Source organism: Candidatus Microbacterium phytovorans (assembly GCA_029202445.1).
Taxonomy (GTDB): Bacteria; Actinomycetota; Actinomycetes; order Actinomycetales; family Microbacteriaceae; genus Microbacterium; species Microbacterium phytovorans.
Genome location: CP119321.1, coordinates 463,505 through 475,194, shown reverse-complemented (window position 1 = coordinate 475,194; position 11,690 = coordinate 463,505). Strand labels below are relative to the sequence as shown.

At 68.2% G+C, this 11,690-nt stretch carries 13 protein-coding genes; 1 reads left to right on the top strand and 12 read right to left on the bottom strand.

Going from position 1 to position 11,690, the window contains the following annotated elements; translation table 11 throughout:
* Positions 1 to 30: 30 nt before the first annotated feature.
* The 10 genes from pheT to infC all read right to left on the bottom strand — a co-directional run bounded on the left by pheT (position 31) and on the right by infC (position 9,491).
* Positions 31 to 2,541 carry a phenylalanine--tRNA ligase subunit beta gene (gene pheT, locus P0Y48_02235; GenBank protein ID WEK14053.1) on the bottom strand — a complete coding sequence of 837 codons (2,511 nt, stop codon included), beginning with the start codon at positions 2,539 to 2,541 and terminating at the stop codon, positions 31 to 33.
* The gene (gene pheS, locus P0Y48_02230) at positions 2,541 to 3,596 is read right to left on the bottom strand and encodes a phenylalanine--tRNA ligase subunit alpha (protein WEK14052.1); all 1,056 of its coding nucleotides are present in this window, start codon (positions 3,594 to 3,596) and stop codon (positions 2,541 to 2,543) included. Before pheS ends, pheT begins: the two co-directional genes overlap by 1 nt.
* Before the next feature lie 42 nt (positions 3,597 to 3,638).
* Entirely contained in the window at positions 3,639 to 4,577 is a 939-nt protein-coding gene (locus P0Y48_02225) for an amino acid ABC transporter permease (protein ID WEK14051.1), read from the bottom strand.
* A complete protein-coding gene (locus tag P0Y48_02220; GenBank protein WEK14050.1) occupies positions 4,574 to 5,224 on the bottom strand; it encodes an amino acid ABC transporter permease in 651 nt (216 codons plus the stop codon). The genes P0Y48_02225 and P0Y48_02220 overlap by 4 nt, the downstream gene beginning before the upstream one ends.
* A gap of 59 nt (positions 5,225 to 5,283) precedes the next feature.
* The gene (locus P0Y48_02215) at positions 5,284 to 6,186 is read right to left on the bottom strand and encodes a glutamate ABC transporter substrate-binding protein (protein WEK14049.1); all 903 of its coding nucleotides are present in this window, start codon (positions 6,184 to 6,186) and stop codon (positions 5,284 to 5,286) included.
* A gap of 62 nt (positions 6,187 to 6,248) precedes the next feature.
* A complete protein-coding gene (locus P0Y48_02210; protein WEK14048.1) occupies positions 6,249 to 7,055 on the bottom strand; it encodes an amino acid ABC transporter ATP-binding protein in 807 nt (268 codons plus the stop codon).
* Between the two features lie 204 nt (positions 7,056 to 7,259).
* Positions 7,260 to 8,066, bottom strand: a complete 807-nt coding sequence (locus tag P0Y48_02205; GenBank protein ID WEK14047.1) for an RNA methyltransferase — start codon at positions 8,064 to 8,066, stop codon at positions 7,260 to 7,262.
* A gap of 90 nt (positions 8,067 to 8,156) precedes the next feature.
* Positions 8,157 to 8,537, bottom strand: a complete 381-nt coding sequence (rplT, locus tag P0Y48_02200; protein WEK14046.1) for a 50S ribosomal protein L20 — start codon at positions 8,535 to 8,537, stop codon at positions 8,157 to 8,159.
* 46 nt (positions 8,538 to 8,583) lie between these two features.
* Positions 8,584 to 8,778 (bottom strand): 50S ribosomal protein L35, encoded by a 195-nt coding sequence (gene rpmI / locus P0Y48_02195; GenBank protein WEK14045.1) that lies wholly within the window; start codon positions 8,776 to 8,778, stop codon positions 8,584 to 8,586.
* A gap of 62 nt (positions 8,779 to 8,840) precedes the next feature.
* A complete protein-coding gene (gene infC, locus P0Y48_02190; protein ID WEK14044.1) occupies positions 8,841 to 9,491 on the bottom strand; it encodes a translation initiation factor IF-3 in 651 nt (216 codons plus the stop codon).
* A gap of 228 nt (positions 9,492 to 9,719) precedes the next feature.
* On the opposite strand from infC, the gene P0Y48_02185 reads away from it, so the two are divergent.
* Entirely contained in the window at positions 9,720 to 10,127 is a 408-nt protein-coding gene (locus P0Y48_02185; protein WEK14043.1) for a DUF1844 domain-containing protein, read from the top strand.
* Positions 10,128 to 10,136: 9 nt separating this feature from the next.
* Here the strand turns inward: P0Y48_02185 and P0Y48_02180 are convergent, their stop codons facing one another.
* On the bottom strand, positions 10,137 to 10,919 hold the full coding sequence (locus tag P0Y48_02180) for an SseB family protein (GenBank protein WEK14042.1): 783 nt from the start codon (positions 10,917 to 10,919) through the stop codon (positions 10,137 to 10,139).
* Entirely contained in the window at positions 10,903 to 11,649 is a 747-nt protein-coding gene (priA, locus tag P0Y48_02175) for a bifunctional 1-(5-phosphoribosyl)-5-((5-phosphoribosylamino)methylideneamino)imidazole-4-carboxamide isomerase/phosphoribosylanthranilate isomerase PriA (protein ID WEK14041.1), read from the bottom strand. Before priA ends, P0Y48_02180 begins: the two co-directional genes overlap by 17 nt.
* Between the last annotated feature and the right edge of the window lie 41 nt (positions 11,650 to 11,690).

Genomic DNA, 11,690 nt, shown 5'->3' with positions numbered 1-11,690 from the left:
TCCCGACCGCCGTGCCGCGTGGCCGGCGTGCTACTCCCGAAGTGCGGCGCCAAACCGCTCCGCTGCCACGGCCACCCCGGCGAGCTTCGCCTCGGTTGCCTCGGCCGCCGTGAGCGTACGATCGTCGGCGCGGAAGCGCAGTGCGAAGGTGACGCTCTTCGTGCCGTCCTCGACGCCATGACCGCGATAGTCATCGACCAGGCGGACCGACTCCAGGAGCGGACCCGCGCCCTCGGTGAGCGCGCGGCGCACCTCGGCCGCCGGGATGTCCGCACCGATCACGAGGGACACATCCTGCGTGGCGGCCGGATAGCCCGACAGCGACTCGGCGACCACACGAGTTCCGGCGGCCTCCAGGAGCGCATCGAGGTCGAGTTCGGCGACGATCACGCGACCCGGCAGGTCAGCGGAGGCCGCGACAGCCGGCAGCAGTTCGCCGACATAGCCGACCTCTGCGCCCGCCACCGAGACCGAACCTGCGCGGCCGGGATGCAGTGCCGCGCGCTGCGACTGCGCGATGTCGACGTCTACCCCCGCCGCTGCCGCAATCGCACGGACCGCGTCGACGCCGTCGGCCAGGTCGAAGGGTTCCGCCGCGACACCGGGCTGCTTCGCGATGCGGTCGCCCGTCAGCAGCACGGCGACACGACGAGGTTGCGGGGGCAATGAGGCGTCGAGCGCGGCGAGGGTCGCGGCATCCGGGCGCACCGCGGCGGGCGGGACCACGGTCGTCCCGTAGCGCACGCCGGGGGCGGGGAGGAAGACGGTTCCGGTCTCGAACAACGCGAGATCCGTGAGACCGCGCGACTGATTGCGGTGAGCGACCTGCAGGAGGCCGGGCACCAGGGAGCGGCGCAGGAAGGGCGCCTGCCCGTCGAGCGGGTTCGCGAGCTTCACACTCGGCAGGTGCTCTCCGGAGGCCGACCCGTGGAGGTCGTTCTGCTCTTCGGTGGTGAAGCCGAATGAGGGGGTCTCGACGAACCCCGCCGCCGCCAGTGCGTTCGCCACGCGCCGACGCCCGGCTTGCTCGGGGGTGAATCCGCGTCCCGAAGGCGGCACGGGCAGAACGGAGGGGATGCGGTCGTAGCCCGTGATGCGAGCGACTTCCTCCGCCAGCGTCCACTTGTCCGTGAGGTCGGGGCGCCACGACGGCGGGATGACCGCCCAGGCGTCGTCATCGTCGGCGGCGACCTCGGCTCCGATGGTCTCCAGCGCAGCGACCACCTCGGCATCCGTGTAGTCCACGCCGATGAGCCCCGACACGAACGGGCGTGGCAGGGTGACGGCCTCGACGAAGACCTCGGCGAACAGCGCGCCGCCACGGTCGTCGAGCGTGCCGCCCGCGTACTCGACCATGAGGTCGGCAACCCGCCGCGCCGCGACGAACGGCACCAGCGGATCGACACCGCGCTCGAAGCGCTTGGAGGCCTCGCTCGGCAGCTTGTGGCGACGGGCGGTGCGCGCGATCGTGACCGTATCGAAGATCGCGGCCTCGATGAGAACGTTGCGCGTCGCGTCGGTCATCTCGGTCGTGCTGCCGCCCATCACGCCCGCCAGTCCGATCGGACCGGACTCGTCGGTGATGAGGAGGTCTTCGGCGTGGAGCGCGCGCTCCTTGCCGTCCAGGGTCGTCAGCTTCTCGCCGGCATGTGCCCGGCGTACCGTAATGCCGCCGGAGAGCCGGTCGAGGTCGTAGCCGTGGATGGGGTTGCCGAGTTCAAGCATCACGTAGTTCGTGATGTCGATGAGGATGCCGAGAGGACGGATGCCGGCGAGTGTCAGACGCGCCACCATCCACGCCGGCGTCGGCTTGGTGGGGTCGACGTCGCGCACGGCCCGCACGACGAACTCGGAGGCGCCGACGCGTCCCCGCACCGGCGCGTCATCGACCACGCGCACCTCGAAGCCGTGGGTCGGTTGGGCGAGCTCGTCGAACGGCCGGTCCGCGGGGTCGCGGAACGGCGCGCCGGTCGCGTGCGAGTACTCTCGCGCCACACCTCGCAGGCTCAGCGCGTAACCGCGATCCGGCGTCACGTTGATCTCCACGGCCACGTCGTCGAGACCGAGGAGCGCAATCGCATCCGATCCCACCTCGGGGTCGAGGCCCAGCTCGACCAGGCGAAGGATGCCGCTGTGCTCCTCACCCAGTCCGAGCTCCTTCGCCGAAGCGATCATGCCGTCGGACACGTGACCGTAGGTCTTGCGCGCGGCGATCGGGAACGGGCCGGGCAGTACGGAACCGGGAAGGGTGACGACGACCTTGTCACCGGCGAAGAAGTTGCGGGCACCGCACACGATGCCGCGGACGCCGCCGTGCGCGTCGCCGACGTCGACCTGGCACCAGCGGATCGTCTTGCCGTTGGCCTGGGGCTCCTCGACGAACTCGACGACCTGACCGACCACGATCGGGCCGGTGAGGTCGAAGCCGTGGACGTCCTCCTCTTCGAAGCCGACGGACACCAGCGACGCCAGCACGTCGTCGGGGGTCGCATCGGCGGCGACATCGACGTACTCGCGGAGCCACGAAAGCGGGACGCGCATCAGACCACCATTCCGAACTGCTCACTGAAGCGGACATCGCCCTCGGCCATGTCGCGCATGTCCTTCACGTCCGAACGGAACATGAGGGTCCGCTCGATGCCCATGCCGAACGCGAAGCCGGAGTACTCCTCCGGGTCGATCCCGGCGGCGCGCAGCACGTTCGGGTTGACCATTCCGCACCCGCCCCACTCGATCCAGCGCGCCCCGCCCTTGAAGGTGGGGTGCCAGAGATCGAGTTCCGCAGACGGTTCGGTGAAGGGGAAGTAGTTGGCGCGGAGTCTGGTCTTCGCCTCGGCCCCGAAGAGCGCGCGAGCCACGTGGTCGAGCGTGCCGCGCAGGTTCGCCATCGTGATGCCCTTGTCGATGACGAGACCCTCGAACTGGCTGAAGACGGGCAGGTGCGTCGCGTCGAACTCGTCGGTGCGGTACACGCGCCCCGGCGAGACGATGTAGATCGGCAGTTCGCGGGTCAGCATCGACCGCATCTGCACGGGGCTGGTCTGCGTGCGCAGGAGGAGGTGGGCGGCGACCGGGTCGACGTAGAAAGTGTCCTGCATCTGCCGGGCGGGGTGGTCGGCATCGAGGTTGAGAGCATCGAAGTTGTACCACTCGTGCTCCAGCTCCGGCCCTTCCGCGACCTCCCAGCCCATCCCGACGAAGATGTCGCCGATCTGGTCCTGCAGGAGCGTGAGGGGATGCCGTGCGCCGACGCGTGTGCGCTGCGGCAGCGCGGTGATGTCGACGCGTTCCGCTTCGAGGCGGGCAGCCGTCTCGGCCTCGGCGAGTGTCTCCTCACGTGCGGAGTATGCCTGCGTCACCCGCGCACGAGCCTGTCCGACGAGCTTGCCGAGCTCGGCCTTCTTGTCGTTGGGCACGTGACGCAGCTGCGCGTTCAGACGCGCCAGAGCAGATCCCTCGGCCGTGTGAGCGTTGCGCGCGATCTTCAGGTCCGCAGACGTCGCGGACGCCTCGAACGCACGCAGCGCCTCGTCGATGGCGGACTCCACCGCCTCTGGCGTGATCTCTACGGGCTGGTTGTCGGGTGCGTCAGACACGAGAATCGAGTCTACCGGCGGCCGGTGATGCGACCGCGCGCGCTACACGGCGTTCGAGTCGTGCTTTCCGAGCCCACGACGCGCCGCCGCGATGTCCGCGGCGCTCTGCGCGCCGATGACCTGGGTGTCGGTGATGTCGTGCGCAGCGACATCCGCGCGCGTGATCCCGGAGTTGCGCGGAGAGCGCCCCAGTCGCTTCTGCGCGATGAAGGCCAGATAGCTGAGCGCGAGGCACATCGCGATGTAGATGACGCCCGCGATCATCGCCGACGGGATGAGCGGCGATCCGAACTGGGCGTTCGAGCCGAGGAGCTTCGCGGTGTAGAGGAGCTCCGGGTAGGTGATGATGAAGCCCAGCGCTGTGTCCTTGAGGGTGACCACGAGCTGCGCGATGATGACCGGCATCATGGCCCGGATGGCTTGGGGCAGCAGGATGAGACGGAGGACCCCCGCCTTACGGAGGCCGATCGCATACCCGGCCTCCTTCTGGCCGCGGGGAAGCGACTCGACTCCCGCCCGGATCACCTCGGCCAGGACGGATCCGTTGTAGGCGATGAGGGCGATCACCACCGCCCAGTAGCTGCTCACCCGGACGCCGATGACGGGCAGGCCGTAGAACAGCAGCATCATGAAGACGAGAACGGGCACTGCGCGAAGGATCTCTACGACGGCGGCGAACGGTCCGCGCACCCAGGCGTGATCCGACATCCGGCCGATGGCCAGCACGAAGCCCAGGATCACCGCGCCCACTCCGGCAGCGGCGAAGGCGGAGACGGTCGCGAGGGTGGCCTGCCCGATCATCTCCCACACGCGCGTGTAGGTGAACAGGTTCCACTTCTCGGCCGACAGCTGGCCGGTGTCGAGCAGCCGCCAGAAGAAGAATGCGAGGACGGCGGCGACCACGACGACCGTGAGGATGCCGATGAGGCGGTTGCGGACGATCGCGCGCGGACCGGGGACGTCGTAGAGCACAGAGCTCATCGTGCGATCCTCCACTTCTTCTCGAATGCCCGCTGGGCGGCTGCCAGCACCAGCACGAGCGCCACGAAGATGGCCATGACGAGGAGGATGGTCACCATCTGGTTCTCGCCGTTCTCGCTCATGTTGGCGCGGATGCTTCCGAGGTTCATGACGGAGAACCCCGATGCGACGGTGGTGTTCTTCAACAGGGCGATGAACACGCTCATCATCGGCGGGATGACCGAGCGCGCAGCCTGCGGGAGCACGACGTAGCCCATGACCTGGCCGAAGCCCATGCCGAGGGCGCGCGCTGCTTCGGCCTGCCCCACCGGCACGGTGTTGATGCCCGAGCGCAGAGTCTCGGCCACATAGGTCGCTGTGTAGATTCCGAGCCCCAGAATCGCCAGCAGGAGGAAGCTGCCGCGCGGGACCTCGATGAGGATCGGTACCGCGAAGGCGAAGAAGAACAGGACGAGGGTGAGCGGGGTGTTGCGGATCGTGTTGACGTAGACGGCCCCCACGACTCGCGCCGCCGGGATCGGCGAGACGCGCATCGCACCCACGACGAAGCCGAGCACGAGCGCGATCACCCCACCTGCCGCGAAGAGCACGAGGGTGCCCACCACGGCCTGTTGCCACAGCTCCGGGTACTCGAAGATCTGGTCCATCACGCTCCTCCTGGCGTCGGACGGGGTCCGGGGCGGCGCTACGCCGCCCCGGACGTAACTCACTCCGCGGGATCGACGGCGGGCTGGGTGCCCTCGACGCCGGCAGCGCCGAGGTTCTTGTCGAAGATCTCCTGCCAGACGTCGCCGCCGTCGGTGAACAGCGTGTTGACGTGCTCGACGAATGCGGTGTCGCCCTTGACGATGCCGACGCCGTAGCGCTCCTCGCTGAAGGGCTCACCGACGACCTTCAGGTTGTCGGGGTCGTTGGCCGCGTAGCCGATGAGGATCGCCTCGTCGGTGGTGACGGCATCCGCCTGACCGTTCTTGACCTGCTCGACGCACTCGGAGTACTTGCTGAGCTCGACCGTCTTGGACGGGGTCTCCTCCTTGATCCGCTGGATCGAGGTCGAACCCGTGACCGAGCACACGACGGTGTCGGCGGTGAGGTCGTCGACGCCCGTCAGCGCAGAGTCCGCGGCTACGAGCAGGCCCTGACCGGTGATGAAATAGGGACCCGCGAAGCTGATCTGCTCCTTGCGGTCATCGGTGATGGAGTAGGTGCCGACGTAGTAGTCGATCTGTCCGTTGATGATGGCCTGCTCACGGTTGGCCGAGTCGACGACCGTGTACGTGATCTTGTCTTCGTCGTAGCCGAGGGATGCCGCGATCCAGCGGGCGATGTCGACGTCGAAGCCGCTGCGCTCACCCGTGGTCGGGTCGAGATAGCCGAGGTTGGGCTGGTCTTCCTTGACGCCGATGTTGACGGAGCCGCGCGAGGTGATCGCGTCGAACGTGGGGCTCCCCTCGAGCGTGACGTCGGTTGCGACGGTCCAGGGGTTCTCCGCCGGCTCGTCACCGCCCTGGCTGGGGTCGGCGCCGGGCGTGCCGCTGTTGCACGCGGTCAGGGCCAGCGCTGCGACGGCAATGCCGGCGAAAGCGCCGGCGACACGGGTGATACGCATGTGATTCTCCTGGTTTCGTTTCGTATCTTCTGGGGCACGCGTCGCTGCAGGACGCGTGGGTCTCAATGGGTGATGAGCTTGGAGAGGAAGTCTTTGGCGCGGTCGCTCTTCGCGTTCGTGAAGAACTCGTCGGGGGTCGCCTCTTCGACGATCTGCCCGTCGGCCATGAACACGACCCGGTCGGCGGCCTTGCGCGCGAATCCCATCTCGTGGGTCACGACGATCATCGTCATGCCTTCCTGCGCGAGGGTGACCATGACGTCGAGCACCTCGTTGATCATCTCGGGGTCGAGCGCGCTCGTGGGTTCGTCGAAGAGCATCACCTTCGGCTTCATGGCCAGCGCGCGGGCGATGGCCACGCGCTGCTGCTGACCGCCCGAGAGCTGCGCGGGGAGCTTCGCCGCCTGATGCCCGACGCCGACGCGGTCGAGCAGCTCCTTGGCGAGCTTCTCGGCCTCCGCCTTCTTCATGCCCTTCACCTTGATGGGTCCGAGCGTCACGTTCTCGAGAATCGTGAGGTGGGAGAACAGGTTGAAGGACTGGAACACCATGCCGACGTCGGCGCGGAGGGCGGCGAGACCCTTCCCCTCCTTGGGGAGTTCCTTCCCGTCGATCGTGATGCTGCCGCTCGTGATGGTCTCGAGGCGATTGATCGTGCGGCACAGCGTCGACTTCCCCGAACCCGACGGACCGATGACCACGACGACTTCGCCGCGGTTGACCGTGAGGTCGACATCTTTCAGGGCGTGGAAATCTCCGTAGTGCTTCTGCACGTTCTCGATGACCACGAGGGGGTCGCCGCGGCGGACGGAGATGTTGGACGTGGCCGGTGCTGACTCGTGTGCTGCGTCGTGCTCAGAAGCCGTCATCCGGCCAGCGTAGGCGCTACCGGGGGTGCGTGCTGGGGTTTTCCACAGCACCTTTACCGATCTGTAACAGGTCCGGAACCTGGCACGCGCGCGTCGCCCGCTGTCCTCAGGATCGGCGGAACAGCGATCGCAGCCAGGCTGCCACACGGCGCCACCAGGGCGGACGCGGGCCCTCGGTGCGGCTGTTCGTCTTGGAGAACGGGCTCACGGCCGCGCTCCGCTGCGCTGCGCGAACGCGCTCTCGTAGAGGCAGACGCTCGCGGCGGTCGCGAGGTTCAGCGACTCGGCTCGACCGTAGATCGGGAGGCGCAGCGTGAGGTCGACCAGCGAGAGCGCGCCGTCTTCCAGCCCCCTCGCCTCGTTGCCGAAGAGCCAGGCGGTCGGCTCGGCCAGTGTCGGCCGATGCGCGAGGAAGTCCTCGCCGCCGACATCCGCCGCGACCACACGCAGCCCGACGCTGTGCGCGCGCGTCACGATGTCGGCGAGGTCGGCTCCGACGGCGATCGGCAGATGGAAGAGCGAGCCCGTCGTCGCGCGGACGACCTTCGGATTGTAGGGGTCGACCGTCCTCCCGGTGAGGATGACGGCATCCGCACCTGCGGCATCCGCCGCGCGGATGATGGTTCCGAGGTTGCCCGGGTCGCGCACCTCTTCACAGATGGCGATGAGTGAGGGCGAAGCCGCGAACACATCCTTCACCGCAGACGGCGACTGCCTCGCCACCGCGACGATCCCCTGAGGCGTCACGGTGTCCGCCATCGCGTCGAGCACGGCCTCTGTCGTGAACTCGATGTCCAGACCGGCGTTCCGGGCGGCGTCGCGCACATCCTGGTGCTTGTCCATCGCCGCGGGAGTCGCGAAGATCTCCACGATCGTGTCGGGGCGGTAGGCGAGAGCCTCACGAGCCGCTTGGGGACCTTCCAGGAGGAAGAGTCCGGTCTCCTGACGGGCGCTGCGCTTGGTCAGCTTGGCAACGGCGCGCACACGCGGGGAACGGGGGTTCTCGAGCACGGTCTCAGTGTAGAGCCGACGCGCTCCCCCGCCGGGAACGACGACAGGGCGCCCTCCGAGGAGGACGCCCTGTCGGGAGTGCGTGGACGCTTACGCCTTGGGTGCGTTGACGTCAGCCGGCAGCGCCTTGCGGGCCGTCTCGACCAGCGAGGTGAACACGGCGGGCTCGTTCACGGCGAGCTCGGCGAGCATACGGCGGTCGACCTGCACACCCGCCAGGCCGAGGCCCTGGATGAAGCGGTTGTAGGTGAGGCCGTTCTGGCGGCTCGCAGCGTTGATGCGCTGGATCCACAGGCGACGGAAGTCGCCCTTGCGCTTGCGACGGTCGCGGTACGCGTAGACGAGCGAGTGGGTGACCTGCTCCTTCGCCTTGCGGTACAGACGCGAACGCTGGCCGCGGTAACCGGAGGCGCGCTCGAGGATGACGCGACGCTTCTTGTGGGCGTTGACAGCCCGCTTGACTCTTGCCATTTCTTCTTACTTCCCTGTGTTCTTCAAACGCTCGATGCGCCGGCGATCAGATGCCGAGCAGCTTCTTGGCGACCTTGGCGTCGCCGGGGGCCAGGATCTTGTCGGCCGACAGACGGCGCGTACGCTTGGTCGGCTTGCCCTCGAAGTTGTGGCGGAGGTTCGCCTGCTGCTTCTTGATCTTTCCGCTTCCGGTGACCTTGAAGCGCTTCTTGGCACCCGAGTGGGTCTTCTGCTTCGGCATGGTTCTTCCTTCGTTGTGGTTCCCGCTGAGCGGGAGTCTGGGGGCCGGCGTGGCCGGAGTGCTTATTCCGCTTCGACCGTCTCGGTGGCCGGAGCCTGACCGGTACGAGCCTCGCGAGCAGCCTGCTTGTTCGCTGCGCGGGCGGCATTCTGCTCGGTCTTGACCTCGGACTTGTTCTTGTGCGGGGCGATCACCATCACCATGTTTCGGCCGTCGATCGTGGGGTTGGACTCCACGGTTCCGAACTCGGCCACGTCTTCCGCGAACTTGCGGAGGAGCCGCACGCCCTGCTCCGGGCGCGACTGCTCGCGACCGCGGAAGAGGATCATCGCCTTGACCTTGTCGCCCGCCTGGAGGAAGCCCTCCGCGCGCTTGAGCTTGGTCGTGTAGTCGTGCGCCTCGATCTTCAGACGGAAGCGCACCTCCTTGAGGATGGTGTTGGCCTGGTTGCGTCGTGCTTCCTTGGCCTTCTGCGCCGCTTCGTACTTGAACTTGCCGTAGTCCATGATCTTGACCACGGGCGGCTTCGAGTTGGGAGCCACCTCGACCAGATCGAGATCGGCTTCCTGTGCAAGACGCAGCGCCACCTCGATACGGACGACGCCGACCTGCTCACCCGCGGGGCCGACGAGGCGGACCTCGGGGACACGGATGCGGTCGTTGGTGCGGGGATCGCTGATGTGCGGAACTCCTCTTCGTGCGGGGACTGCCACCGTGACACAGATGAGTGTCGCGGGCGGAAGATGATCACGTCCACCAGCACGATGCGCGCGCATCGGCTTCCCGTCTTCTGCACCCTGTTCCATGACGGACTACCCTGCGCGAGCGGGGCGGAGTGCGTGACCCGGTAGCCTGGAGCGGCAAGCGCGGGTGGGATGTGATCCTCTTTCGATCCGGAGTAGAACACTCCGGTGCGCGCCAAGTCTAGCAGAGAGCAGCACGTGAACACGATTCGGCCCGAACACGGCGACCAGGGCGAGAGCCACGACGCGCGGCACCAGCGCTGGGAGGAGCAGGAGCGAGCGGCACAGGCAGCCACGCGCGACATCGCCGACGTGCCCGCCGTCGAGGTCATCACGACAGCGGCCGTTCACCTCATGAGCGCCGCCGCCGTCAAGGTGGGGCTGGCCGACGCACCCGAGACGCAGACCGACCTCGACGAAGCGCGCAAGCTGATCAACGCGCTCGCGGGCCTCATCACCGCCGGAGCACCAGAGATCAGCGACATGCACGCCCGGTCGCTGCGCGACGGTCTGCGGTCGCTGCAGCTCGCCTTCCGGGAGGCATCGGTCCTTCCGGACCCCATCGGGCAGGGGCCGGGCGAGAAGTACACCGGACCGGTGAACTGAACGCCGGGATCAGGCTCCTCGTCGAAGCTTGACGGTCACCGAGTCGGCGAGCACAGCGATCCGATCGTCGGCGGCCCAGCGCTGAGCCAGCCGGCCGAGCACGGCGTCGAGCGCTTCGCGGGCCAATCCGTCCATCAGCTCCAACACCACCACGAGCTCGGGACCGCGCAGCCGCGCGTCGGGGTCACCCGCGACGACGGCGACGTCGATCACGGACAACTCGGATGCCACGCTCTCCTGCAAGGCGCGGAAGACCTCCGGCGAGTGGAAGCTCGGCTCCCACGGGATGCCCTGGGCGATGGCCCAGACGGCGGGTCTCCTCACCACGAACTCCGTCTCGGACGTCGGATCGATGACGATCAGATCGGTGTCCTCCGACGACGCCGACAGCGCGACGCGCACCGCCTCGACCGGGATCGGCCGCGCCGTGGCATCCCATCGACGCATCGTGTCGACCGAGCTGAACACCGGTTGCACGCGTCGACCGTCGGGCGCAGCGACCGTCACGATGGAGAGCTCCTGCGTCTTGTCGACGCGGAGACCGCTGGGCGCGAGTCCTTCCTCGCCCTTCTCCGCGATCAACGGAATGAGCACACGCGCCGACCGCAGCGCGTCGACGACCTCCACCTGATCGCCCGTGCCGGCGCGAAACCTCATCAGGGCAGCGAGCAGGGCTGGGTCGGCCGACCCATCGTCGGCCGCGTGCGGGTTGTCCTGGAAACGTCGCCCCTCCCAGGGCACTCCCGCGGAGTCGGCGGCGGGGTGACAGGCGTCGTCAGCCTGCGGCGACATCCAGCGCCTCGGCCAGGGTGAACGCCCCGGCGTACAGGGCCTTCCCGACGATCGCACCCTCGACGCCCAGCGGGACGAGCGCGCGAAGCGCGGCGATGTCGTCGAGGCTGGAGATGCCACCCGATGCGACCACGGGCTTCGGGGTGCGCGCGACGAGTTCGCGGAGCAGCTCGAGATTCGGGCCGCGGAGGGTGCCGTCCTTCGTTACGTCGGTGACGACGTAACGGCTGCACCCGGCATCCTCGAGACGCTCCAGCACCTCCCACAGGTCGCCGCCGTCACGCGTCCAGCCGCGCGCCGCGAGGGTCGTGCCCCGCACGTCGAGGCCGACCGCGATGGCGTCGCCGTAGCGGCCGATGACGTCGGCTGCCCACTCCGGGTTCTCCAGGGCCGCCGTGCCGAGGTTGATGCGCGCCGCGCCCGACTCCAGCGCGGCTTCCAGGGTCGCGTCGTCACGGATGCCTCCGGACAGCTCCACCCGCACGCCCCGCAGCTGCTTGATGACCTTGCGGAGGATCGCGGTGTTGCTCCCCCGGCCGAATGCCGCGTCGAGGTCGACGAGGTGCACCCAGGAAGCGCCGTCCTGCGCCCACTGGAGCGCGGCGTCGACGGGGTCGCCGTAGCTCGTCTCCGTGCCGGCCTCGCCCTGCGTCAGACGGACGGCCTTGCCGCCGGCGACGTCGACGGCGGGAAGGAGGATGAGTTCAGGGGTTGACGCGAAATCGTTCATGGCTCCGGGAGATCTGTCGAGGGCGCGCGTCTGGCGCGCAT

Bases quoted from the DNA above. Each gene is read 5' to 3' on its own strand.
- P0Y48_02180 (WEK14042.1), bottom strand. From the start codon at position 10,919: ATGTCGCCGCAGGCTGACGACGCCTGTCACCCCGCCGCCGACTCCGCG.
- pheT (WEK14053.1), bottom strand. From the start codon at position 2,541: ATGCGCGTCCCGCTTTCGTGGCTCCGCGAGTACGTCGATGTCGCCGCC.
- P0Y48_02225 (WEK14051.1), bottom strand. From the start codon at position 4,577: ATGAGCTCTGTGCTCTACGACGTCCCCGGTCCGCGCGCGATCGTCCGC.
- P0Y48_02215 (WEK14049.1), bottom strand. From the start codon at position 6,186: ATGCGTATCACCCGTGTCGCCGGCGCTTTCGCCGGCATTGCCGTCGCA.
- priA (WEK14041.1), bottom strand. From the start codon at position 11,649: ATGAACGATTTCGCGTCAACCCCTGAACTCATCCTCCTTCCCGCCGTC.
- rpmI (WEK14045.1), bottom strand. From the start codon at position 8,778: ATGCCGAAGCAGAAGACCCACTCGGGTGCCAAGAAGCGCTTCAAGGTC.
- P0Y48_02220 (WEK14050.1), bottom strand. From the start codon at position 5,224: ATGGACCAGATCTTCGAGTACCCGGAGCTGTGGCAACAGGCCGTGGTG.
- P0Y48_02210 (WEK14048.1), bottom strand. From the start codon at position 7,055: ATGACGGCTTCTGAGCACGACGCAGCACACGAGTCAGCACCGGCCACG.
- rplT (WEK14046.1), bottom strand. From the start codon at position 8,537: ATGGCAAGAGTCAAGCGGGCTGTCAACGCCCACAAGAAGCGTCGCGTC.